This window comes from Belliella alkalica (assembly GCF_022549785.1).
GTDB classification, from domain to species: Bacteria; Bacteroidota; Bacteroidia; order Cytophagales; family Cyclobacteriaceae; genus Belliella; species Belliella alkalica.
The window spans coordinates 28,462-50,436 of record NZ_JAKZGO010000014.1 but is presented as its reverse complement, the minus strand read 5'-3'; the positions used below and the strand labels follow the sequence as shown (position 1 = coordinate 50,436).

Here is a 21,975-nt window from a genome sequence, read left to right as displayed (position 1 = left end):
TAATTTACACTCTTTGGATTAAGGATTCAAACCGTCCTTGGAAATCTATTACTGTTACTTTCTGATTCTGCTCCAAAGTTTGGTAGTAAACCTTGGCCTGTCTTCCATTACGTTCAACTCGTCTTCGCTAACTCTTTTGACACTTTCTATGGTATAGAATGCTTTGTCATTAAAGGATTTTACTTTTCCGACGAATTCAGTAAGAGCATCTCTTTTCATTACTGTAAAAAGTAGATTTACTTTTCCAAACCTTCCCTCAGCACCAACAGAAGTGAATCTAAAATTCTTTTCTTTCATATATTCTATCAATTCCGGCATTGGAGTAGGAGTAATGACACGAACCAAAACCCTTCCAAGAGCCAATTTCTCCTCAATAGTCATCCCTACAAAAGTCCCCATCGCAAAACCTCCTGCATATGCAAGGTAAGACATTGGATTGTTGATGTTTTGAAAAATTTGCCCAATTGCCAAAAGCCATATCAAGGCTTCAAAAAAACCTAAAATTGGAGCAATTTTCTTTTTGCCATTAAGCATAAACATAATCCTAAGGGTATTGATGGACACATCCATGACTCTTGCGAAAAAGATCATAAGCGGCATTATGACATAATTGAAGATTTCTACGGATATTCCAAATGACTCTAAGTATTCCTGCATCTTGGTGATTTTTTTTTTAATTTATCACAAAGGTAATGAAAAAGCCCTCAGGACGTAGGAGAATTTGGTTATTCAAATACCGATTATCTTATATGATAGACTTATTTTTAATTTATTTATTTTTGAAAAAGCAGTTAAAAATTGTAGTTTGACTCAATAATTGATTTTTAGATTTTTAACTATAATCCTACAAGCTAACAAGTTTTATGTATTCAATACTCAAATAATTTAACCATGAAAAACTTAATTATTATCTATTTAGTGGGTTTTATTCTCTTTTCCTGTAGCCCAAAGGACAAAACCCCATTCAAAAACATCAGTACTGAATACCCTGTACTAAAAAGCGTATTAGAAAATAGTGACACTTATCAAGTGCAAATTATCTACTCTCAGATCGACCGTGATAGCCTAGGGAAACCTGTTTTAAAAGATTATGAATTCAATTTGGATGACACAAAATATTATTACCCTGCAAGCACGGTAAAGCTTCCTGTAGCAATTTTAGCTTTGGAGTGGTTGCATAAGCAAAAAACGGAAGGGCTTTCTGCAAATACAATTATGCTTACAGATTCTGTTCGAGAATCCCAAATCCCTGCTTTGTATGACAGCACTTCACAAAACTTGATGCCAAGTATTGCTCATTACATCAAAAAAATTCTGTTGGTTTCAGACAATGATGCCTATAACCGTTTGTATGAATTGCTTGGGCAGGAGTACATCAATGAAAAACTAAAAGAAAAAGGACTGAAAAAAACAATTATCAATCATAGGTTGAGCATTTTTATGAGTCCCGAAGAAAACAGAAACTTAAATCCTATTAGATTTATTGGGGACAATGGAGAAATGGTGTTGGAAATCCCGGCAAGAGTCACTACCAAAATCTATCAAAACGAAGATAAGCCTAGCTTGGCAAAAGCTTATAAAAACAGCGGAGAATTGATCTCTGAGCCTATGGATTTCACGTTCAAAAACAGGTTTCCTTTGTCAGATTTTCATGGGGTAGTAAAGAGGATAGTATTTCCAGAGCTTTTTGCAGAATCAGAGAGATTTCAGATTTCTGAAGAAGACCGGGAATTTATTCTAAGATATATGTCAATGTTGCCGGGTCAAAGTGATTATCCAAAATACGAGCTTCCGGAGTATTATGATAGTTATTCCAAATTTTATATGTTTGGAACAAGTAAAGAACCAATACCTGATGAATTTGTGATCTATAACAAAACGGGGCAAGCATATGGACACCTTCTTGATGGTTCCTATTTTGTCAATACATCAGTAGGAATAGAGTTTTTTGTGTCTGCGGTGATCTATGTAAATAAAAACAATACTCTCAATGACAATAACTATGAATTCGATGAAGTTGGATTTCCTTTTTACAAAGAGTTGGGAGAATATTTGTACGATTTAGAAAAAACCAGAAAACAATAAAAAAACAAGAGGCTATCATTCAAAAATGACAGCCTCTTGTTTTTTTGTATCCAAATTAAAGGAACCACAAATAACTTTTTATTCATTACTGGAAATCTCTAATCTTTCTTCGCTGTTTTGAAAATAGATTTTACCTGAAAGTCTAAGCAACTCGATTTCCATTTCTTTTATATTAAAAAGTGCAGAAATCAACCTGTCTTCCGCTGTGAGCAAATTGACTTGGGCATCCCTAAACTCAAGATAATTGGCAATCCCAAGCCTAAATCTTTCCAAAGCAATATCTGTATTTTCAACAGCTACCTCGTAATTTTTCCTTTCGATTTCCAACAGCCTCTTATTGTTTTCATATGAAGTAAATGCCCGATGTAGATCTGATTGCATTTGAATTTCATATTGCTGAAGGGCAAGCTCAGAGTTGTATCGTTGTACTTTTGCAGCCTGAATGCGCTTGTTCAAAGTAAAGCCACTGAATAAATTCAATGTCACACCAGCACCATAATTGTATCCTTTTCTTTGATTAAAGAGAAGAAAGCCAGCCTGAGAAGTCAATGTATTATTGACATATGCTGCATTTAAATTAACTGAAGGTAACCGCTGAGCTTGTAGCTCTCTCATTTGAAGAAACGCAACATTTTCCTGCCTCTGAGTCACCAAAAATTGTTTATTGTTCAAATATGCATTTTCAATCAAATCTTCCAACCTCAAGTTATCTGTAATGACGATTGTGTCCTTTACAGTAAATTGTTCTGAGGGTGATAGTGCAAGTAGCTCATTTAGATTGATTCGTGCTGTCCTGATAATTTGCTCTTGATTTACCGTAAGTGACAAATCAGTGTTGTAATCGACTTGAGCTGTCAAGAAATCCCTTTTCCCTGCCCCTCCAAGTTCATACCTAGCCTCAGCTATTTCAAGCCTTGATTTGGAGAACTCTAATGTTTTTTCCAAAACCTTCTGCCTTTGTAGCTCTAAAACCAGTCTATAATACGAAGAAGAAACTGCTGCTACCAAATTTTCAACAGCTACCTTTGCATCCAACTCACTAATCTCCGCTAATTTTCCCAATCGCCTCATAGTTACGATTACCTCTGGATTGAATCCATAAATAGCAGTAACAGTAAAGTTTTCAGTATCGGAGGTAGCGCCAAGGATCTCATTTGGAGCTGATGATGTAGCAAATAACTGCTCCACATCTTCGATACTATAATTTTGAGCATAGATAGCATCAATTACAGGTAGGTATGAAGTTCCAAAACCAATTTCCTTGTCATAATTTGCCAACTGCACATTATTGACTGCTATTTTTACATCATAATTTTTCTCAAGACTAATCATTATAGCCTTTTCCAAATTCAGCATTTCACTCTCCTGAGCAATCGTGAATAAAGAAAATTGAGATAAAAAGAATATTGTTAAAAGATATTTTTTCATTGCACTCTTGCTAATCTTCCTTTTTTGGATGTAAGGAAAGTATAAATTGCCGGAATAATAAATAATGTAAGCACTGTAGAGAAAGCCAATCCTCCAATCACTGCCACACCCATAGGAACCCTGCCTTCAGATCCTGCTCCCAAAGCCAAAGCAATAGGAAGAATGCCGAGAATAGTGGATAAACTTGTCATCAAAATCGGTCTAAACCTCGCACTTGCAGCTCCTATGATGGCCTCATCTACTGACATCCCCTGTGCTTTTCTTTGGTTGGCAAACTCTACAATCAGGATACCGTTTTTCGTCACCAATCCAATCAACATAATAATACCAATCTGACTGAAAATATTCAATGTAAAATCAAATATCCACAAAGAAGCCAAAGCTCCAAACAATGCCAAAGGCACCGTAAACATAATCGTCAAGGGGTCCAAGAAACTTTCAAATTGAGCTGAAAGTACTAGATAAATCAAAACCAAGGCAAAAATAAATGCAAAGATCAAACTATTGGAGCTTTCTCTATACTCTTTGGAAAGTCCTGCTACATCAGTGCTGAATGATTCATCCAAAACATCCGCTGCAATCCTATCCATCTCTTCCAATCCTGAACCAATAGTATATCCTGGAGCAAGGTTTGCAGAAACTGTAGCACTTACAAATCTATTGAATCTGTAGAGTTGCGGTGGTGTACTGTTTTCCCTTATTGTTACCAAGTTATCCAATTGCACCAAACTTCCATTTTCAGCCCTGACGTAAAGAGTCCGAAGGTTAATCGGTTCATTTCGATCCTGAATCTGCATTTCACCGACAACTTGATACTGCTTCCCATTCATGATAAAATAGGCAAAGCGCTGACCTGAATAAGAAAGCTGTAAGGTTCTTGCTATTTCCTGAACCGACACACCTACATTTCTGGCTTTTTCACGATCGATTTCTACCTCTATTTCAGGCTTTGTGAATTTCAAATTGATATCTGCATAGCTAAATATTGAACTTTGATTTGCCTGCTCCATGAATTTTGGAATGACTTCTTTCAGCTTGTCCAAAGTAGGTGCTTGTAGTACATATTGGACAGGCAATCCTGCCCTTCTATCTCCTATCGAAGGAGCTTGGGTAGCAAAAGCCCTCACTGAAGTGAATTTCGTCAATCTCTTCGATACCTCATCATAAATCTCCTGCTGCGTACGCTCTCGGTCTGCTGCATCTGTCAAGATCAATCTTAAGAATCCTGAATTGGTACTTGCCGTTCCAAAGCCAGGAGAGGTAACGGTGATGATCCCTACTCTTTCTTCATCAGGGATCTCTGTCATGAATTCCTCTGTCATGTCATCCAAAACCCTATCCATAAACTCAAAAGTAGCTCCTTCAGGCCCACTTAGATTGACCCTCATCTCTCCTCGATCCTCTATCGGCGAAAGTTCTGTTGGGATGATTTGAAACAGTTGATAAATCCCAAAAGCCACCAAAACTACAACCAAAAAGCCAACCCATCTTATTTTCATAAATGACTCTAATGCAATGCTGTATTTATCATTCATCCAAAGGAAAATCGGTTCTGTCTTATTATAAAACCAATTCTGCTTTTCTCTCTTCTTCAACAACTTGGAACTCAACATAGGAGTCATCGTCAATGCAACGAAAGACGAAATAATAACTGCACCAGCTACAACAACACCAAACTCTCTAAACAACCTACCAGTCGTGCCTGTCAGGAAAATCACAGGGAGAAACACTGCAGCCAAAGCTACTGTAGTAGCGATAACAGCAAAGAATATTTCTTCTGCACCTTTTTCTGCTGCCGTATCAGGGTTTTCTCCCTTTTCAATCCTAGAATAGATATTTTCCAATACTACAATGGCGTCATCCACAACAAGACCAATGGACAATACGATCCCTAGTAAGGTCAGGACATTGATGGAAAAATCCATCAAATACATGATAAAGAACACCCCAATCAGAGAAATAGGAATTGTCAAAACAGGAATAAATGTGGTTCTCCAATCTCTCAAAAAGAGAAAAATGATAATGACAACTAGGAAAAAAGCAAGTACAATCGTCTCTTGAACCTCTGCTATCGAAGAACGAATAAAACTTGTAGAATCAAAACCTATATCCAAAAGTATATCATCAGGAAGGTCCTTCTTGATAGATTCTAATCTTTTGTAGAATTCATCTACGATTTCAATATTGTTGGACCCAGGCAAAGGAATAAGTACTACACCCACCATAGGGATGCCGTCTCTTTTTAATACAGTCCTTTCATTGAGTGCTGCAAGTTCAGCTTTTCCTATATCTTGAAATTTGACAATATTATTTTGATCATCTTTGATAATCAAATCATTGAATTCCTGAGGTGAACTCAACCTACTCTTTGTCCTTACAGACAATTCTATGGTGGATCCTTCTATTCTTCCCGAAGGCAATTCTACGTTTTCACTTTGTACTTTATTCAATACATCCAATGGAGTCACTCCATAGGAAGCCATTCTCAAGGGATCCATCCTAAGCCGGATTGCATACTCTTTTTCACCCCAAATCTGAACCGTACTTACTCCAGGGATTGTTTGAAGCCTTTCTTTGAAAATGTTGTTTGCCAATTCTGAAAGCTCTAGCAGCGTCCTTCTATCACTTTGTACATTCAAAAATACAATTGGCTGAGAGTCAGAGTCTGCTTTTGCAACCACTGGAGGATCAGTATCTGGAGGCAAATTTCGCTGTGCACCAGCTACTTTATCTCTCACATCATTTGCTGCTGCTTCCAAATCAGCCCCTACATCAAATTCTACGGTAATATTACTAGTACCATCATTACTCGTTGAAGTCAATGACTTGATACCGGCAATCCCATTGATTGCTTCTTCTAATGGCTCGGTGATTTGCGCTTCAATCACATCCGCATTTGCTCCTACGTAAGTGGTCCTTACATTGATAATCGGCGGATCAACACTTGGAAACTCCCTAACACCCAAAAAACTAATACCGATAATCCCAAACAAAGTAATTGTAAGGGACATCACTATTGCCAAAACTGGCCTTCTGATACTTATGGTAGATAAACTCGCCATGCTTAATTAATTTTGGTAGGCTTCAATGCTGATCCTATCCTTACTTGCAAAATTCCCGTAGTCAATACAAGATCACCTACTTCGACACCTTCCAAAATCTGGACTTCTTTCTCTGTACGGGTCCCGATTCGCACTACCCTTTCTTCTGCTTGATTTTTTTCATTTACAACATAAACTTTATACCCATTTAGTTCAGGAATTACAGATTCAGAAGGAACCATCAGCGCATTTTCTTCTATTCCTAAGGTATACTTTATCCTGATAAACATGCCTGGGAGGAATCTTCTTTCTTTGTTTGGACTGGTAGCCCTAAGTTTTAGAGTTCTTGTAGAAGCATCAATGGTAGGCTCGTATGCGTATACAACACCCACTCCATTTTCTCCTCCACCATCATTGGAGAAAGAAATCTTCGAGCCGATTTCTACTGAATTCGCGTACCTTTCAGGTATAGAAAATTCGATTTTGATGGGATCAATATTCACTACATTGGCGATGACATCCCCAGTTCCGATTACAGAACCTTCCGAAATCTGCCTTAGTCCAACTACCCCATCAAAAGGAGCTCTAATGACTGTCTTATTCAATTGTGCTTCGACCAATTTCAAATCGGAAAGATTTGTGTTAAATTGATTGAGAGATATATCGTATTCTTCCTGACTGATTGCCTCTCGCTCCAAAAGTTGCTTTTGACGATTCTCTTGGCTCTCGTATAATTTTTTGGTATAATCCAATCTCTGGTATTGTGCTTCCAATTCATCATCATTGAGATATAGAAGTGGCGTTCCCTTTTTGACAAATTCACCTTCTTTGAAAGTAATTCTCTCTACCAAGCCAGATATTTCAGATCGAAGGCTTACCTCTTCGTTTGGAATTACAGTCCCTGTGATATTCAGATTGTTTTCCAATCTTTCTGACTTGACTTCTATGACATTTACAGGTATCTCGTTCGATTGAGCTTGGGCTCCTGAAGTGCTTGGTGTTTCAGCCTCTTTTGAAACAAATAAATCAAGTCTTGGGTAGATAAAAATGACTGCAACCACTACTAATATGGCTACGATTAAAATTGTTTTGGTTTGCTTTTTCATTACGATTGCTCCAAGGAATTTTGAAGTTGATTATTTTGGCTCTTGAGCCATTCTAAAGAAAGTTTATTAAAGATTTCAGGTTGTTCTACATTCACAACATGACCACAGGCATCAATTACTTTGAGAAAAGATTGCTTATGTGATTTCACTATATTTTTGACTGATTCCAAAAACATCACATCTTCCTCTCCCATAATGTACAAAGTAGGAATGGAAAGATCCTTTTCTTTGAAATACCTCAACAAGGGATTGATGTCTTTGGTAAGCTTGAACCAACGGATAAATTCCTTTTGACATAGTCTTTTCGCTTCCCTAATAAATAGGTTTCTGGATTCGGCGTGATGTCCTCTTGGCATAATGATAAATGCAAAAAGGCTATAAAGCCACATATAAGGCAATACACTTTTGAATGCATTTCCCAAAAAGACCAATATTTGGGAAGTAAAGTTTAGTCTTGTAATAGCTCCTGCCATTACCATTGATTTCACTCGCTGCGGTTCCATTTCCGCTAATTGTCTTGCCAATATTGTCCCGAGAGATACCCCCATGATGTGTGCAGGCGGGATTTTCAAGTGATCCAAAACTTCAATGATGTCTTTCGTCACATTAGGAAATGTGTATTTTTCATTCCAAAGATTTTTGATTGAATTGGCTGATCGGCCATGCCCTCTCAGATCAATCAAAAGCAAGTTAAAATCCTCCTTGAACTCACGGATTTGCTTATACCAGATGGACGAAGAACCGCCAGCTCCATGTATAAATACAACCCACTCCTCACTACTCGAGTGCTTATAGGTTTTGTAATACAACATTTCTTGTTTCGCCATAGTCTTGGTATAACCGAAAAGAATCAAATAAAGTTACCCGATTCAAAATTAAAACTAATTGCCCCTGAAAAAAATGAAATAAGATATAGATGGTGACTGTAATCTATCAGTGGTTTTTCATCATCTCCATCCAAAAAATAAATTCAGAAGGTGAGGTATTTGAAACTTTACCTCTCAACTATAAATACATCTTTTTTAAACTCTAAAAAAAGCTCAATAAAAATCATTGTAAAGTTTTATGTGTCTGTTTTTTTCTCTTTTTTCCAAAAATAGCAATGATCAAAATTCCCACTCCTAACCCGAAACATATTCCGGTGAAGAATTTGATCATTTCAATGTCAAAAAGAGGTTTTGAGGCTGACATGAAATTATTAATAATTATGGCAGAAAGGATCAATAAGACACCACTGAAAATAACGATTGAATTTTTCATAGCAAATATTTTATTTGGCGAAGATCTGACTTGGATCTTGAAATGACTTGAACTCCAGTGCGTTTCCAGAAGGATCCAAAAAGAACATGGTAGCCTGTTCACCAACTTCTCCTTGAAATCTAATATAAGGATCTATAACAAATTCAGTCCCATTCTCTTTGAGCTTATCTGCCAACTCATGCCACTCTTCCCAAGGTAAAATCGCCCCAAAATGCCTAACAGGGACATTTTTGCCATCTACTTCATTCTTATGGGCAGCAGCAAGTTCATCTGGCTTGACATGTGCAGAAAGCTGATGACCAAAAAAATTAAAATCTATCCACTTTTCTGTACTCCTACCAATCTCGCATCCAAGAAGTTCTCCATAAAACGCCCTCGTTTCTTCAATATCTCTGATTGGAAAAGCAAGGTGGAAAGGCTTAAATTGATTCATGGTATTTGACTATTTTTGTTGAAGTTAATTTACAAATATAAAAATTTATGTCACTTTTATATTATGCGCAAAAAAACAGTATCATTGGTTCTTTCGAGTGGTGGAGCTAGAGGGATGGCACACATTGGCGTAATCGAGGCTGTAGAAGAGGCTGGTTATGAAATCGTCTCAATTGCTGGATCATCTGCTGGCGCATTGATCGGGGGAATCCATGCTGCAGGACACCTGCCGGTTTTCAAGGACTGGATTTGCAACCTTGACAAGATTGATGTGTTTTCTTTGATGGATTTCACTTTGTCAAGCAAAGGGTTTATAAAAGGAGACAAAGTATTCAATGAAATCAAAAAGTTTATCCCCGATTGCCAAATCGAGGAACTTCAAGTTCCATTTATTTGCAATGCTGTAGAAATCCCGCTTGGAAAGGAAAAAATATTTGACAAAGGTTCTCTTTTTGATGCCATCAGGGCATCGGTTTCGATCCCAACTGTCCTTACTCCTGCCAAGATTAATGGGAAGGAATTTGTGGACGGTGGAATCATCAACCCTATCCCTTTAAGCTTACTGCCAAAAAGAAAAAGGGGAGATTTGGTAATTGCAGTAGACTTAAATGCTTCTAAAGACAAACTTGTAACTCCTGTACCGGAAATAAACTTCAAAAAAGAATCTGAAAGCAGAATCAAAATTCCGCAATGGGTCATCGAGTATCGCTCAAAATTCTCCAAATATTTTGATTCGGAAGAAAAACAGGAGAAATACAAAGGAATGAGTTCCTTGGAATTGATGAATTTTTCCTTTGATTTGCTTCAAGACAAACTTTCTTCCATCACGATCAATCAAAACAAGATCGATGTTTTGATTGAAGTTTCTAGAATTCAGGCTAAGACGCTTGAGTTTCATAGAGCTTCTGAATTGATCGAAATAGGCAAAAGCAAAACTATCGATGCGCTTAAAAAACTAGAAAATGGAAATCAATAAGCTGAATCAACTTTTGGGAAATATTGACATTTATTTGTTGGACCAAATCCTCAAAGGAAGATTTACCAAAGAGATGAAAATCCTTGACGCAGGATGTGGAGAAGGCAGAAACTGCATTTATTTTTTGAACCAAGGCTACCAAATTTTTGGAGTAGATGCCAATCCCATTGCTGTGCAAATGGCAAGGATTTATGCACAGACGATTCAGCCGGACTACGATGTTTTCAGATTCCAGACAGCTACTGTACAAGACATGCCTTTCCATAAGGAGGCATTTGATGCAATTATCAGTTCAGCAGTATTACATTTCGCCAATGATGAAGCTCATTTCTTCAAGATGATGGATGAAATGATGAAAGTGCTGAAAGTCGGCGGGATATTTTTCTTGAGAATGACAACAGGGTTTGGAGGAATTCAGGATATATCTCCAAATCTAGGTGATGGAGTGTACGCTCTTCCTGATGGAAGTGAGCGGTTTATACTAACTAAGGAGTTGATGGAAAAAATTCAGTTAAAATATGGCCTAACGAACCTTGAAGCCCCTAAAAGTGTGTTGGTTCATGACCAAAGAGCTATGGGAGTATTTGTGTGGAAGAAAGCTGAAAATTAGGAATTAGAAAATTGCAGATTTTAAAATTAGAAAATTACGGATGGGGAGTTCGCTTTTAAAATTGAATTAAAAGTTTGAAAGGTTGGAAAGTTGGAAGGTTTTGGAATATCTATGAAAATCACATCTATTTGGCAAATAGCCAATTTTTTTGGTTTTATATTGACAAAAAAAAGTCCGATATCAATTGTATATCAATTAATATCGGACTTTGGGTTAAATAATTGACCCTGAAAATTCAAAAGAGTTAGATCACTTTATCTCAATAACCTTAAACTCAGTCCTTCTGTTGACTTGGTGCTCTTCTTCTGTCGTTGCATTTGTTATGATCAACTGACGCTTACCATATCCTTTGGCCACCAATCTCTCAGCATCTATGCCTTTGGACACGATATAAGCTACCGCAGATTCAGCTCTTCTTTGTGAAAGCGCATCGTTGTAGGCATCTGTAGCACGTGCATCCGTATGTGAACTCAGTTCTATTGAGATGGTAGGGTTGTCTTTCAAAATTGTCACCAATTTATCCAACTCCTCCGCTGCATCCGGCCTGATATCAGCCTTGTCCAGGTCATAGTAGATGTTATCCAAGACAATGGATTTTTCCAAAATCAATGCATCCAACACGATTGTGGTATCCAAAGTAATATTTGTGACTTCTTGAATCAAATCTTCTTGCCTTGGCGTTTTCCCTCTCGTATCATAGGTGATACTTTTAGAGAAATATCCGCTTTTGGAAGCTATCATAGAGAAATTTTGGTCTGGAGCTAAAGTAAATCTCACACGCCCATTTTGGTTTGTAAAGTCTCCTCCAGTCATTTTATTGGCAGAGTCATATAATGCAACCCTTGTCTGTGGCAAAATCTCCTCGGTGCCATCGTCTTTCTTCTCTTTGGTGGTCACATTTAGGAATACATTGACAACTTTTGGCTTTGGAGTTTTATCCTCAAAATAATAAATATCATCATCACCTTGTCCGCCTTCCCTGTTGGAAGTGATGAAACCATCTTGTGGATATCTTGTAAAATAAATCCCAAAATCATCGGCTACTGAATTGATTTTTGGCCCAAGATTTTTGATAACCAAGCCATCTTCTGATGGTTCGGCTACAAACAAATCGAGCTTACCAAACCCAGGATGACCATCGGAAGCAAAGAAAAATTTACCATCTGACATCATTCGAGGGAACATTTCATTGCCTGATGTATTGATTTGGGGACCCAGATTGACAGGATTTCCAAAATCTCCGTTAGCAAGTTTTGTAGCTTTATAAAGATCGATTCCTCCATACCCTCCAGGCCTGTTGGAAGCAAAATAAAGCTCTGATCCATCTGGGCTAAAGGCAGGCGTACTATTCCACCAAAATTCATCTTCATTCAAAGGCATCCAAATAGGTTGCGTGAACCCACCTCCCCTAAAATAGGAAGCAAATAAATGAACATCAGGAAGGTCTTTACTTGAAGTAGAATTTCCCCTTGCATAGATTATTGTGTTCCCATCAGGACTTATCGCTATCGAACCTTGGTTCAAACCTTCCTCATTTTTGAATTCTGGCAATGCTTGAATATTCTGCACATCCACTTTGATCCCGTCGGCTCTTGTTCTGAAAAGCTTCGTGTAAGGCACTCCAGTAGCTGAATATATCCCTGTAGCTTGCCGGGAACTGGTAAAATAGAAAAAACCTTCATTGACAATCGGAGCATAATCAGGCCCCGGTGTATTCAGCAAGGTGAAATTTTCCAATTCAATGTAAGGCCAATAATCTTCTATTTGATCGATTTTCTGAAGGTTTGAAATTTCCCTATCCAATTCATTCAAATTCCCATCTTCCAATGTAAGCCCTTTGGCTTGCTTGAATGCCTCAAGTGCTTCATCTGACCTTCCTTGATTCCTGTAGCTTTGTCCAAGGCGGTAATAATTCTCAAAAGTCCCATCTTCTTCAACCAATTTCTCATAATATGCTGAGGACTTCTCTATTCTGTTGGAAAGTCTATAGCTTTCGGCCACATAAAAATTCGCCTCTTTGTTATCTGGATCTTTTTCCAAAACTTTAGAAAAAGTACTGATAGCGTATTGATATTCACCAGAAGAGAACTGCTTTTGGCCCTTTTTGAATAAACTCGTACAAGAAACGCCGAGTAGTCCAATAAAAATGATAAATATGAAACTTCGCTTCATTTGCTATTATTAGTCGAATTAGGTCTTGAATCTTAAATATAGGATAATTATAATAATTAATTTTGAAAGTATTTGTTTAACCAACTCTCTTTAGCTGGAATTAGCCAATTATTCTCCAAATCTGCCTTTTCCCTAACGAGTGGATTGAGTATTCGCGTTTCTGGCCTCACGATACCTGATTGTACACTTTCTTTGATACCAAAGACGGAATTAATAGCCAAGTTGTCCTCTGAGTTCAGAAAACCAACTTTTCCTTGATCTAGCAAATTCACACCAAATTTTTGCTCAATATCCCTAAGCGTACGAACCGAGCTATCAATCGAGCAACCACTGGCACCCAAGTTGCTTTCATCCACAGAAAGGATGATAACCTGATCAAATTTGATCTCAAAAGAAGTAGGCATCAAAGCTCCATGGGTATTCCATTGCTCACAGAAGGATTTCAAATGTGATTTGATCCAGGTCAGCTCTTCAGAATCAAATTTCCTATCAGATTGATAAACCCAAACTCGTGAATGAGCCGCTATATTTTCAAATTCTAGATACATCTCAATGTGATTTTATTGTTCCTAAGGATAAGGACTTTCATCATACTTTAGTTCTTTTCCTTAACGGAAAAATATAATATTTGGGTATATAAAAATATCTTTCTGTAATATTTAAATTTGATCCTCCACGAACATCTGAGCGTAAACTCCAATTTTTGATCCTAAGTAATACGGAAGGTTCAGCAGTATGTATGGCTTTCCACTTGGCGTAACTGCCTCTTCTTTCAATAATTTTCCACCATAAACCCTGATGGCAAAATGATGGTCAGCAGCATCGATAAATTGATGCAATGACCTCAACGAACCTGTCGGGCCAGACTTGATTTCAACTGGAATCAACTTATCCTCAAAAACATAGACCAAGTCAACTTCGGCAGTCGACTGCTTTTTCTCCCTTACCCAAAAACTTGGCTTTTGGTCTCTAATATTTTGGACTGACAGCAATTCTTGTATTACCAAATGTGGGATCAATGCACCTTTGAATGCAGGACTCAAATCTTCCATTTTCAACAACTGCCCTTGAATTCCTAAAGAATAATTTACCAAGCCATAATCCAAAAATTGCAATCTAGGGGATTTTTTTAAGTCGTATTGAACAGGTGGTTTCAAATCTGTCGTAGGGTAAATCAGTTTGATAACCCTTGCATCATCCAAAATCCTAAAGCACTCTCCAACTTCCCTTGATTTATAATTCGAATTGCCAAAACCTTGGAACTTGACTCTTTTATCTAGCTCCAATGGTGCTGCATTCATAATGTGTTTAATAATCTTTCGCTCCGTTTCATTCGAAGTATATTTTTCAACATCGTATTTATATGTACCCCAAATGCTTTCATAGGTTGCCGTAAGATCCGCAAGGTTTTTTTTCTCAATATCTGTCTTGATTATTTCCGGCATACCCCCAATTATCGCAAACCTGTGAAACAGGTCCATCAAAACCTTGTTTGCAGCTGGCCTAATGGGGAACAGATTCAGTTGATCCACTAAGGTGTTTTGGCCAATGGCTTCAAGGTATTCAGGGAAATTCATCGGATGAAGATACAGGAATTGAACTCTGCCAACAGGAAAGCTTGAAACTTCTTTCATAGCAAACTCCAATAAAGAACCTGCAGCAACCACATAGAGTTTTGGCATTTCCTCATAAAAATACCTAAGCAACCTAATCGCTTTTGGCGACTCTTGAATTTCATCTAAAAAAAGTAGCGTTTCTCCTAAATGCTCAATCTTTAAATTGTTTGTCAAGAAAATTGCTTCCACAATGCTTTGGACATCATCAAAATCATCAAAAAAAGATTTTGATGATTCCTTTTCCAAATTCAATGAAATAAAAAATGGAAACAATTCTGAAAACTGCTTGATTAAAGTGGTCTTCCCCACTTGTCTGGCACCTCCTATTATTAATGGCTTTCTATCTATATTCTCTTTCCAGCTTTTTAAATGACTGAAAACATGTCTTTTAAAACCCATATTTCTCCATATTTATAACAAAGTAAGGGCATTTTTTTTCAATTTATTGTAACAAAGTCAGGGTAATTTTTACATTATTTGTCACAAAGTCAAGGCAAATTTCATAGATTCTTGTAACAAAGTCAGGGCAACTTGAGGAATCAAACGCTGATTTTCTACCGAAGGGATAGTGTAAAGACACCTTTTGATCATCTTTTTTTTATGAAAAATAAAAAGACCTGGCAGGTTTTAAAAACCTGGCAGGTCTGAACATCCAATCCAAATACGCTCAAATCAAATGCCCATATCCTTGGCGATCATCTCAGCCAAATCATAGACTTGGACATCATGCTCGCGCTCTTTATTTTTTACCCCATCAGTCATCATCGTCAGGCAGAACGGGCAACCCACTGCAATCGCAGATGCCCCTGTAGCCAAAGCCTCTTCCGTCCGCTCTACATTAATGTCTTTTTTGCCATTTTCAGGCTCTTTGAACATCTGTGCGCCACCTGCACCGCAGCAAAGACCTTTTGTTTTGCAACGCTTCATCTCTACCAACTCCACATCCAAGGCTTTGATCACATCTCTCGGAGCTTCATAGACATCATTTGCACGACCTAGGTAACAAGAATCGTGGAAGGTGATTTTCTTTCCTTTGAATTCTCCACCACCTTGGAGTGCTACTTTGCCTTCATTGATGAGTTGTTGGAGAAATTGGGAGTGATGAATCACTTCATAATTTCCTCCCAATGCAGGGTATTCATTTTTGATCGTATTAAAGCAATGAGGGCAAGCTGTGACTACCTTTTTGACTTCGTAGCCATTCATCACCTGAATATTGGCAACAGCCTGCATTTGGAAAAGGAATTCATTGCCTGCTCTTCTTGCAGGATCTCCGGTACAAGCTTCCTCTGTACCCAATACGGCAAAGCTCACTCCTACTTTATTGAGTATCTTGACAAAAGCCTGTGTTACGGCCTTGTATCTATCATCAAACGAACCTGCACAGCCTACCCAAAAAAGGATTTCGGGACTCTGTCCAGATGCGGCCATCTCGGCCATGGTTGGTACTTTATATGTTGACATGTGTGGAATTTTAGATTTTGAATTTTAGGAGAGTTGAATTTGGTTTTGGTTATTTATAGAAGGTTTTAAGGTTATAAAGTTACAAAGTTAGCTGGCGCACGACAGAAGCCCATATCTTATCTCTATTCTACACTGCATAATTCGAAGTTTGACATTCAGGGTTAGACATTTTTTTAACTTACATCCTGGTTTTATAACCAAGTCATATCGACCGCAAGAAGCCTGTTCCGCAGAATTGCGGGGAGATATCTCACTTCGTTCGATATGACCCTATCACATTTCAGGACATTCGCTTCTTTGGCTCTCGCATCTTGCTTCTCGTCTCTTGCTTCTCCTTTCTACTTAACTTCTTCATCCTTGATTTTCTCAGCCCAGTTGAACCTATCGGTTGGGGCAAATTTCCAAGGGGAAAAGCTAGTTTCCATATTTTGGAACATCGCATTCCATTGTGCAGGAGTACCCGACTCTTCCATTGCGACGTATCTTCGCATCTGAAGGATAATCGATAATGGATCGATATTTACTGGACAAGCTTCTACACAGGCATTGCAGGAGGTACAAGCATTGATTTCCTCTTTGGTTGTATAGTCACCCAAAAGTGACTTCCCATCTTCCAATCCTGGCCCACCCGCATCTATGCTTCTACCAACTTCTTCCGCTCTATCACGAACATCCATCATGATTTTTCTGGGTGATAGCTTCTTCCCAGTGATATTGGCAGGACACTCTGCTGTGCATCTACCGCATTCGGTGCAGCTGTAAGCATTCATCACATTGACCCAACTCAGGTCATTGATGTCTTTTGCCCCAAATCTACTGATTTCAGCAGGAGGCTCTTGATTGCCCTCTACAGGGATTCCAAGCATCATATTTACTTCATTCGTTACTTCAGGCATGTTGCTGATTTCACCTTTTGGCTTCAGGTTCGAATACCAAGTATTTGAGAATGCCAAGAATATATGCAAATGCTTGGAGTAAGTCACATATATAGCAAATGCCAAAATCCCAACAATATGGAACCACCAAGCAAATCTCTCAATGAATACCAAAGCAGAATCACTCATATTGATAAACAAAGGTTGTATCAAATCACTGAAGAATAATCCATTCAGCAGCGTGTAACCTTCCACTCCCCTTGTTGCAAGTATCTGATCGGTGGCGTTCATCGTCAAAATGGCAAACATCAATACGATTTCAATAATCAAAATCAGATTTGCATCCATTGCAGGCCATCCTTTCAGCTCTGACTTGGTCAAACGATCTACTCTCATGATATTTCTTCTAATCAAGAAAGCAAAACAGGAAACCAAAACAGCTATGGCCAGAAATTCAAAGATATTCATGGCAACACCATAAAACCCTCCCAAGAAAGGAGCAAAGATTCTATGACTTCCGGTAATCCCATCGATCACAAATTCCAAAACCTCCAAATTGATGACAATAAATGCCACGTAAATCAATAGATGAAGAAATGCTGGAATGATTCTTTTAAACATCTTCTTTTGACCTAAAGCGACCAAAAGCATCGTTTTCCAACGTTCATCTGGACGATCATTTCTAGATTCTGCTTTGCCGAGAAATATGTTTCTTTTGAGATAAGAGATTCTCTTGAAGAGAAAATAACCTGCTACGGCAAAAATCAGAAGAAAAACTATCTGAGGTAAAATGCTCATATTGTATGTATTAGTGTATTTGGACTGAAATATTTATATTTTTTTTGGTCGATTCATTTGCAAGAAAGCAACAAATATCTACCTTTGCATCACTTTAAACGGTAAACGGTGATGTAGCTCAGTTGGTAGAGCATCGGACTGAAAATCCGTGAGTCGGTGGTTCGAATCCACTCATCACCACAAGTCCCGAATTTTTCGGGACTTTTTTTATGCCTTGTATTTTTTCAGTATGTTGATTTCTTGGGCTCATTGTTTCTTTTGTTGACAGTGCAAAATAATAAATAGTAGGCATGCATACTATTTATTTGAATAATTTAAATTGAGTCTAAGTTGGTATTTTTTTTCAAATTGCTGTAACATTTCCCAAACTCATGCATCACCTACCTGAATGAAGACATTTTTTGAAGCACATATTTGGCCTCTAAAAAGCAAGCTATACCGCATGGCATATCTCTGGGTAAAAGACAGAGATGTCGCCAATGATGTGCTACAGCAGGTTTTTGAAAAAGCATGGCTCCAAAGAAATGATCTTCAAAAAATGGAAAACCCTACAGGCTGGATGGTAAGAAGTCTGAAAAACGAAAGCTTGCAACATTTCCGCTCCACCAAAAGACTAGAGTCACTCGGGGACAAAGAGTTTGAGGAAGAAACGAAGGAGTATGATGACGAAAGCCCAAAGAGGCTGCGATTGGTATTCAAATTCCTGGAGAAATTACCAGACAAACAGCGGGAAGTATTTCAACTAAGAGAAGTAGAAGGTTTGAGTTACGAAGAAATCTCCGATTACCTGGAGGTAAGCTTAGACCAAGTCAAGGTCAACCTCCACAGAGCCAGAAAGTCATTGCGGGATTACTTAATGCAACAGAAATGAAAGAGGAATTAGAAATATTATTAGATAAATACTGGGACGGTGAGACTTCATTGCATGAAGAAAAAAGGCTACGCCTTATCCTTTCCCAAATCGAAGGATATGAATCCGAAAAAGCCTTTTTTCTTGGAATTGAAGAGCTATCAAACCTAAGTGAAAAACCATTTTCACTCCCAAATCAAACACCAAAATCAAGACTTCCAATCTGGATGAATATCGCTGCTGGATTGATCATCCTTTTTGTATCAGGCATAGCAATTTGGCAATACCAACAAAAAGAAGCTGAAAAACAAGCCTATCTGGAAGTCATGCAAGCTTTTGCATTGATCAATGCACAGCTGGAAAAAGGAACAAGTAGCATGCAGGTGATGGAGGACTTCAAGCATTTGAACACCCCTCAAGAAATATTTCAATCAAAAGAAGAAAAATAAATATTATGAAAAGAGTTACTTTAATCCTGTCACTATTCCTGATCGTCTCAGGTGTACAGGCACAAGACGATGCTATCGTCAAGTTTTTCTCCAAATACATGGATGATGACCGCTTTTCAAGAGTATATATCAGTCCAAAGATGATGCAAATGGCTGGAGGCTTTCTCAAATCCAATGATGTCAAAACAGATAAAGAAGCCGCAGACCTTGGTGAATTGATCACCAAAATCCGAGGTATCAGAATTCTTACTGCTGAAAAAATCAATGGAAAGCCACTTTATGATGAAGCAATGTCCACTTTGACAAAAAACAAATACGAAGAATTGATGGACATCCAAGACAAGGCTTCAAGTGTGAAATTCATGGTACGGGAAGAAGGAGGCAGAGTCAGGGAACTATTGATGCTCACAGGTTCGGTAGAAAACTTCACGCTGCTCAGCATGCTTGGGAATTTCACCTACGAAGACCTCAACATCCTCGCAGACAAAACCAATATCCCCGGAATGGAGAAGTATAAAGGAGGCAAGTGAGGAAGAAGCGTGAGGTAAGAAGTGAGAGTCTAGAAAAAAACGAGTGTGCCTTTTACGACTACGTCACCTCGATCCAGAAAGCATTTGGGAGAGAGGTCTCCTTCCGTCTTTGTACAAAGAAGTGGGAACAATAAAAGTATATATAAATTTAAGTTCGAGATTTCTCTCTACGTTCGAAATGACCACCAGGTCACCTCGATCCCGAAAGCATTCCAGAGAGATGTCTTTTTACTTGGAGAAAAAAGAGGCAAGTAAATCCTAGAAATTAAAATAAAAAGAAATTAATAAAGTCTTAGCGGTCTTTGCGCCTTTGCGGTATTGCGTAATTCTATGTGAGAGGATTTGCGAGAACACTAAAAAAATAGAATCTCATTTACAAAACACACTAAACAAATAATTCCATCATTATGAAAAAGTACCTTATAGTATTCGCAGCATTCTTTATGCTTATCGCCCAAAACACTTTTGCACAAAGCAAATCGGTAGAGGCATTGTATCAAAAACACAAAGGCAACCCTGACTTCTTCCACATGGATCTCGGTGGAAACTTTATGAATTTTGCCAAAGGTTTCAACATCAACTTGGACGAAGACCAATCCTCTTTGCTTACAAAATCTCTCGAAAAAGTAAAATTCTTTAAACTCCCAGCTGTTGCCAGCTCAAAAGCTGAGTTTATGGGGCTTCAAAAAGGCTTGGAAAAAGAGAAGTTTGATCTGATGATGGAAGTGAGCGAAAAAAACAACAATGTCATGATCTACACCAAAGGCAATTCAAAAATCAATGACATCGTACTGATGGTGAATGACAAAAATAGTGACTTTATCATTATTGAACTCAAAGGTGACTTTGATTCGAAGATGCTTTCTGATGTAGGAAAATCAGTTGGTAAGTAAACTTGAGGAATATGCTACGAAGGCATTAAGGAACAAAACTCCGACCCAATGGCTTATGTCCCTACAAGCCATTTCTCTTTTTAACACAGTACAAGTTTTAACATAAAAAATCTGAAAGACATATTCTTATGAAAAGGCCTATGAGGACACAGACCTTGGAGTGGCACTAAAGAACAAAATACATGTTTGTGCCTTCGTATCAAAAGCCATCATTAACTCAAATTATCAGACTTATCTAAGTAAGATTGACTTTTTCAATGGTATATTTCTAACCAAAGGGTGTATTTTTGGTTCTGAAAAAGAATTCTTCTCGTATATACCTTCATTATGACTAAAAATAAAGCAAAAATAGGCGTCCTATTAGTAAACCTTGGAACACCCGACAGCACCGCTACTGGGGATGTTAGAAAATATTTAAGGGAATTTTTGATGGATGGAAGGGTGATTGACTTTCCATTTATTCCGAGATGGATGTTGGTGAATTTGATCATTGCTCCTTTTCGCGCTCCCAAATCAGCAAAAGAATACCGCAAACTGTGGACGGACAGAGGATCACCATTGCTTTTCCACACGCAGGATTTGAAAGATAAACTGATCCCTAAATTAGATCCTGAGAAATATATTGTAGAAATGGCGATGCGGTATCAAACTCCAAGCATAGAGGATGGGCTAAATAAACTGAACAAAGCCAATGTTCAAAAAATCATCGTATTGCCTCTTTTCCCTCAATACGCATCTGCTACAAATGGTTCTGTGGCCGACCGGGTGATGGAAATAGCCAGAACATGGCAAATAATTCCAAATATCACTTTCATCAACAATTTTGTCGAGCACCCCTTGTTTTTGGAAGCTTGGGCTGAGTTGGGAAGGGATATGATGGCGAAAGATGAATATGACATGTATCTTTTCTCATATCATGGCCTCCCTGAAAGACAAATCCGAAAAGGATCTGTCGATGGATACTGCCAACTTTCTGATAAGTGCTGTAGCAACTACACCAAGAAAAATCAATTCTGCTATCGGGGACAGTGTTTCCACACGACGAGACTGCTTGCAGCGAAGCTTGGCCTTCCTGAAGAAAAGGTGATGACATGCTTTCAATCAAGACTAGGAAAAGACCCTTGGATCAAGCCATACACAGAAGACGTGATCAAAGAATTGGCAGAGAAAGGAATCAAAAAAGTGCTTGTATTCTCTCCAGCTTTTGTAGCAGATTGTCTAGAAACCACCGTAGAAGTAGGTGAGGAATACAAAGAAGAATTTGAGGAGTTAGGAGGCGAAAAATGGGACTTGGTGCCAAGCTTGAATTCAAATGACACTTGGGTAGCTTGTGTGAAGGATTTGGTAGAGACGAATAGTTAAACAGTCGACGGTCATCCGACAACAGCAA

General features: G+C 38.2%; 20 protein-coding genes and 1 tRNA gene. 9 read left to right on the top strand and 12 right to left on the bottom strand.

Annotated elements, in window-relative coordinates:
* Positions 1-54 precede the first annotated feature (54 nt).
* Complete coding sequence (locus MM213_RS15335) at positions 55-657, bottom strand: DUF2179 domain-containing protein (protein WP_241413671.1); 603 nt, start codon at positions 655-657, stop codon at positions 55-57.
* 234 nt (positions 658-891) lie between these two features.
* Between MM213_RS15335 and MM213_RS15330 the strand changes: the two genes are divergently transcribed.
* Positions 892-2,085 carry a serine hydrolase gene (locus MM213_RS15330; protein WP_241413669.1) on the top strand — a complete coding sequence of 398 codons (1,194 nt, stop codon included), beginning with the start codon at positions 892-894 and terminating at the stop codon, positions 2,083-2,085.
* Positions 2,086-2,163: 78 nt separating this feature from the next.
* Here MM213_RS15330 and MM213_RS15325 read toward each other — a convergent pair whose 3' ends face one another.
* The 6 genes from MM213_RS15325 to MM213_RS15300 all read right to left on the bottom strand — a co-directional run bounded on the left by MM213_RS15325 (position 2,164) and on the right by MM213_RS15300 (position 9,353).
* A complete protein-coding gene (locus MM213_RS15325) occupies positions 2,164-3,513 on the bottom strand; it encodes a TolC family protein (protein ID WP_241413667.1) in 1,350 nt (449 codons plus the stop codon).
* On the bottom strand, positions 3,510-6,575 hold the full coding sequence (locus tag MM213_RS15320; RefSeq protein ID WP_241413665.1) for an efflux RND transporter permease subunit: 3,066 nt from the start codon (positions 6,573-6,575) through the stop codon (positions 3,510-3,512). The genes MM213_RS15325 and MM213_RS15320 overlap by 4 nt, the downstream gene beginning before the upstream one ends.
* Positions 6,576-6,577: 2 nt before the next feature.
* Positions 6,578-7,660 (bottom strand): efflux RND transporter periplasmic adaptor subunit, encoded by a 1,083-nt coding sequence (locus MM213_RS15315; protein WP_241413663.1) that lies wholly within the window; start codon positions 7,658-7,660, stop codon positions 6,578-6,580.
* Positions 7,660-8,472, bottom strand: a complete 813-nt coding sequence (locus MM213_RS15310) for an alpha/beta fold hydrolase (protein ID WP_241413735.1) — start codon at positions 8,470-8,472, stop codon at positions 7,660-7,662. The genes MM213_RS15315 and MM213_RS15310 overlap by 1 nt, the downstream gene beginning before the upstream one ends.
* 238 nt (positions 8,473-8,710) lie before the next feature.
* Positions 8,711-8,920: a hypothetical protein gene (locus MM213_RS15305; RefSeq protein ID WP_241413661.1), complete on the bottom strand. Its 210-nt coding sequence runs from the start codon at positions 8,918-8,920 to the stop codon at positions 8,711-8,713.
* Between the two features lie 10 nt (positions 8,921-8,930).
* Positions 8,931-9,353, bottom strand: coding sequence for a VOC family protein (locus tag MM213_RS15300; RefSeq protein ID WP_241413659.1), 423 nt, complete (start codon positions 9,351-9,353; stop codon positions 8,931-8,933).
* A 63-nt stretch (positions 9,354-9,416) separates the two neighbouring features.
* On the opposite strand from MM213_RS15300, the gene MM213_RS15295 reads away from it, so the two are divergent.
* Positions 9,417-10,328 (top strand): patatin-like phospholipase family protein, encoded by a 912-nt coding sequence (locus MM213_RS15295; protein ID WP_241413657.1) that lies wholly within the window; start codon positions 9,417-9,419, stop codon positions 10,326-10,328.
* Entirely contained in the window at positions 10,315-10,938 is a 624-nt protein-coding gene (locus MM213_RS15290) for a class I SAM-dependent methyltransferase (protein ID WP_241413655.1), read from the top strand. The genes MM213_RS15295 and MM213_RS15290 overlap by 14 nt, the downstream gene beginning before the upstream one ends.
* Before the next feature lie 249 nt (positions 10,939-11,187).
* Here the strand turns inward: MM213_RS15290 and MM213_RS15285 are convergent, their stop codons facing one another.
* From MM213_RS15285 to MM213_RS15265, 5 genes are all read right to left on the bottom strand, one after another.
* Positions 11,188-13,110 (bottom strand): CHU_0125 family OmpA-like outer membrane integrity protein, encoded by a 1,923-nt coding sequence (locus MM213_RS15285; RefSeq protein ID WP_241413653.1) that lies wholly within the window; start codon positions 13,108-13,110, stop codon positions 11,188-11,190.
* Between the two features lie 56 nt (positions 13,111-13,166).
* Entirely contained in the window at positions 13,167-13,658 is a 492-nt protein-coding gene (locus MM213_RS15280; RefSeq protein WP_241413651.1) for a hypothetical protein, read from the bottom strand.
* 111 nt (positions 13,659-13,769) lie between these two features.
* Positions 13,770-15,125 (bottom strand): ATP-binding protein, encoded by a 1,356-nt coding sequence (locus MM213_RS15275; RefSeq protein ID WP_241413649.1) that lies wholly within the window; start codon positions 15,123-15,125, stop codon positions 13,770-13,772.
* A gap of 273 nt (positions 15,126-15,398) precedes the next feature.
* A complete protein-coding gene (locus MM213_RS15270; RefSeq protein ID WP_241413647.1) occupies positions 15,399-16,190 on the bottom strand; it encodes a (Fe-S)-binding protein in 792 nt (263 codons plus the stop codon).
* A gap of 338 nt (positions 16,191-16,528) precedes the next feature.
* A complete protein-coding gene (locus tag MM213_RS15265) occupies positions 16,529-17,863 on the bottom strand; it encodes a 4Fe-4S dicluster domain-containing protein (RefSeq protein ID WP_241413645.1) in 1,335 nt (444 codons plus the stop codon).
* 107 nt (positions 17,864-17,970) lie between these two features.
* On the opposite strand from MM213_RS15265, the gene MM213_RS15260 reads away from it, so the two are divergent.
* The 6 genes from MM213_RS15260 to hemH all read left to right on the top strand — a co-directional run bounded on the left by MM213_RS15260 (position 17,971) and on the right by hemH (position 21,947).
* Positions 17,971-18,043 (top strand) — tRNA-Phe (locus tag MM213_RS15260).
* Between the two features lie 208 nt (positions 18,044-18,251).
* On the top strand, positions 18,252-18,734 hold the full coding sequence (locus MM213_RS15255; protein ID WP_241413643.1) for a GFO_1088 family ECF-type sigma factor: 483 nt from the start codon (positions 18,252-18,254) through the stop codon (positions 18,732-18,734).
* Positions 18,731-19,162, top strand: coding sequence for a PG0215 family putative anti-sigma factor (locus MM213_RS15250; RefSeq protein WP_241413642.1), 432 nt, complete (start codon positions 18,731-18,733; stop codon positions 19,160-19,162). The genes MM213_RS15255 and MM213_RS15250 overlap by 4 nt, the downstream gene beginning before the upstream one ends.
* A 5-nt stretch (positions 19,163-19,167) precedes the next feature.
* A complete protein-coding gene (locus MM213_RS15245) occupies positions 19,168-19,692 on the top strand; it encodes a DUF4252 domain-containing protein (protein WP_241413641.1) in 525 nt (174 codons plus the stop codon).
* A 407-nt stretch (positions 19,693-20,099) separates the two neighbouring features.
* Entirely contained in the window at positions 20,100-20,585 is a 486-nt protein-coding gene (locus tag MM213_RS15240) for a DUF4252 domain-containing protein (protein ID WP_241413640.1), read from the top strand.
* Positions 20,586-20,912: 327 nt separating this feature from the next.
* Entirely contained in the window at positions 20,913-21,947 is a 1,035-nt protein-coding gene (gene hemH, locus MM213_RS15235) for a ferrochelatase (protein ID WP_241273935.1), read from the top strand.
* The last annotated feature ends 28 nt before the right edge of the window (positions 21,948-21,975 follow it).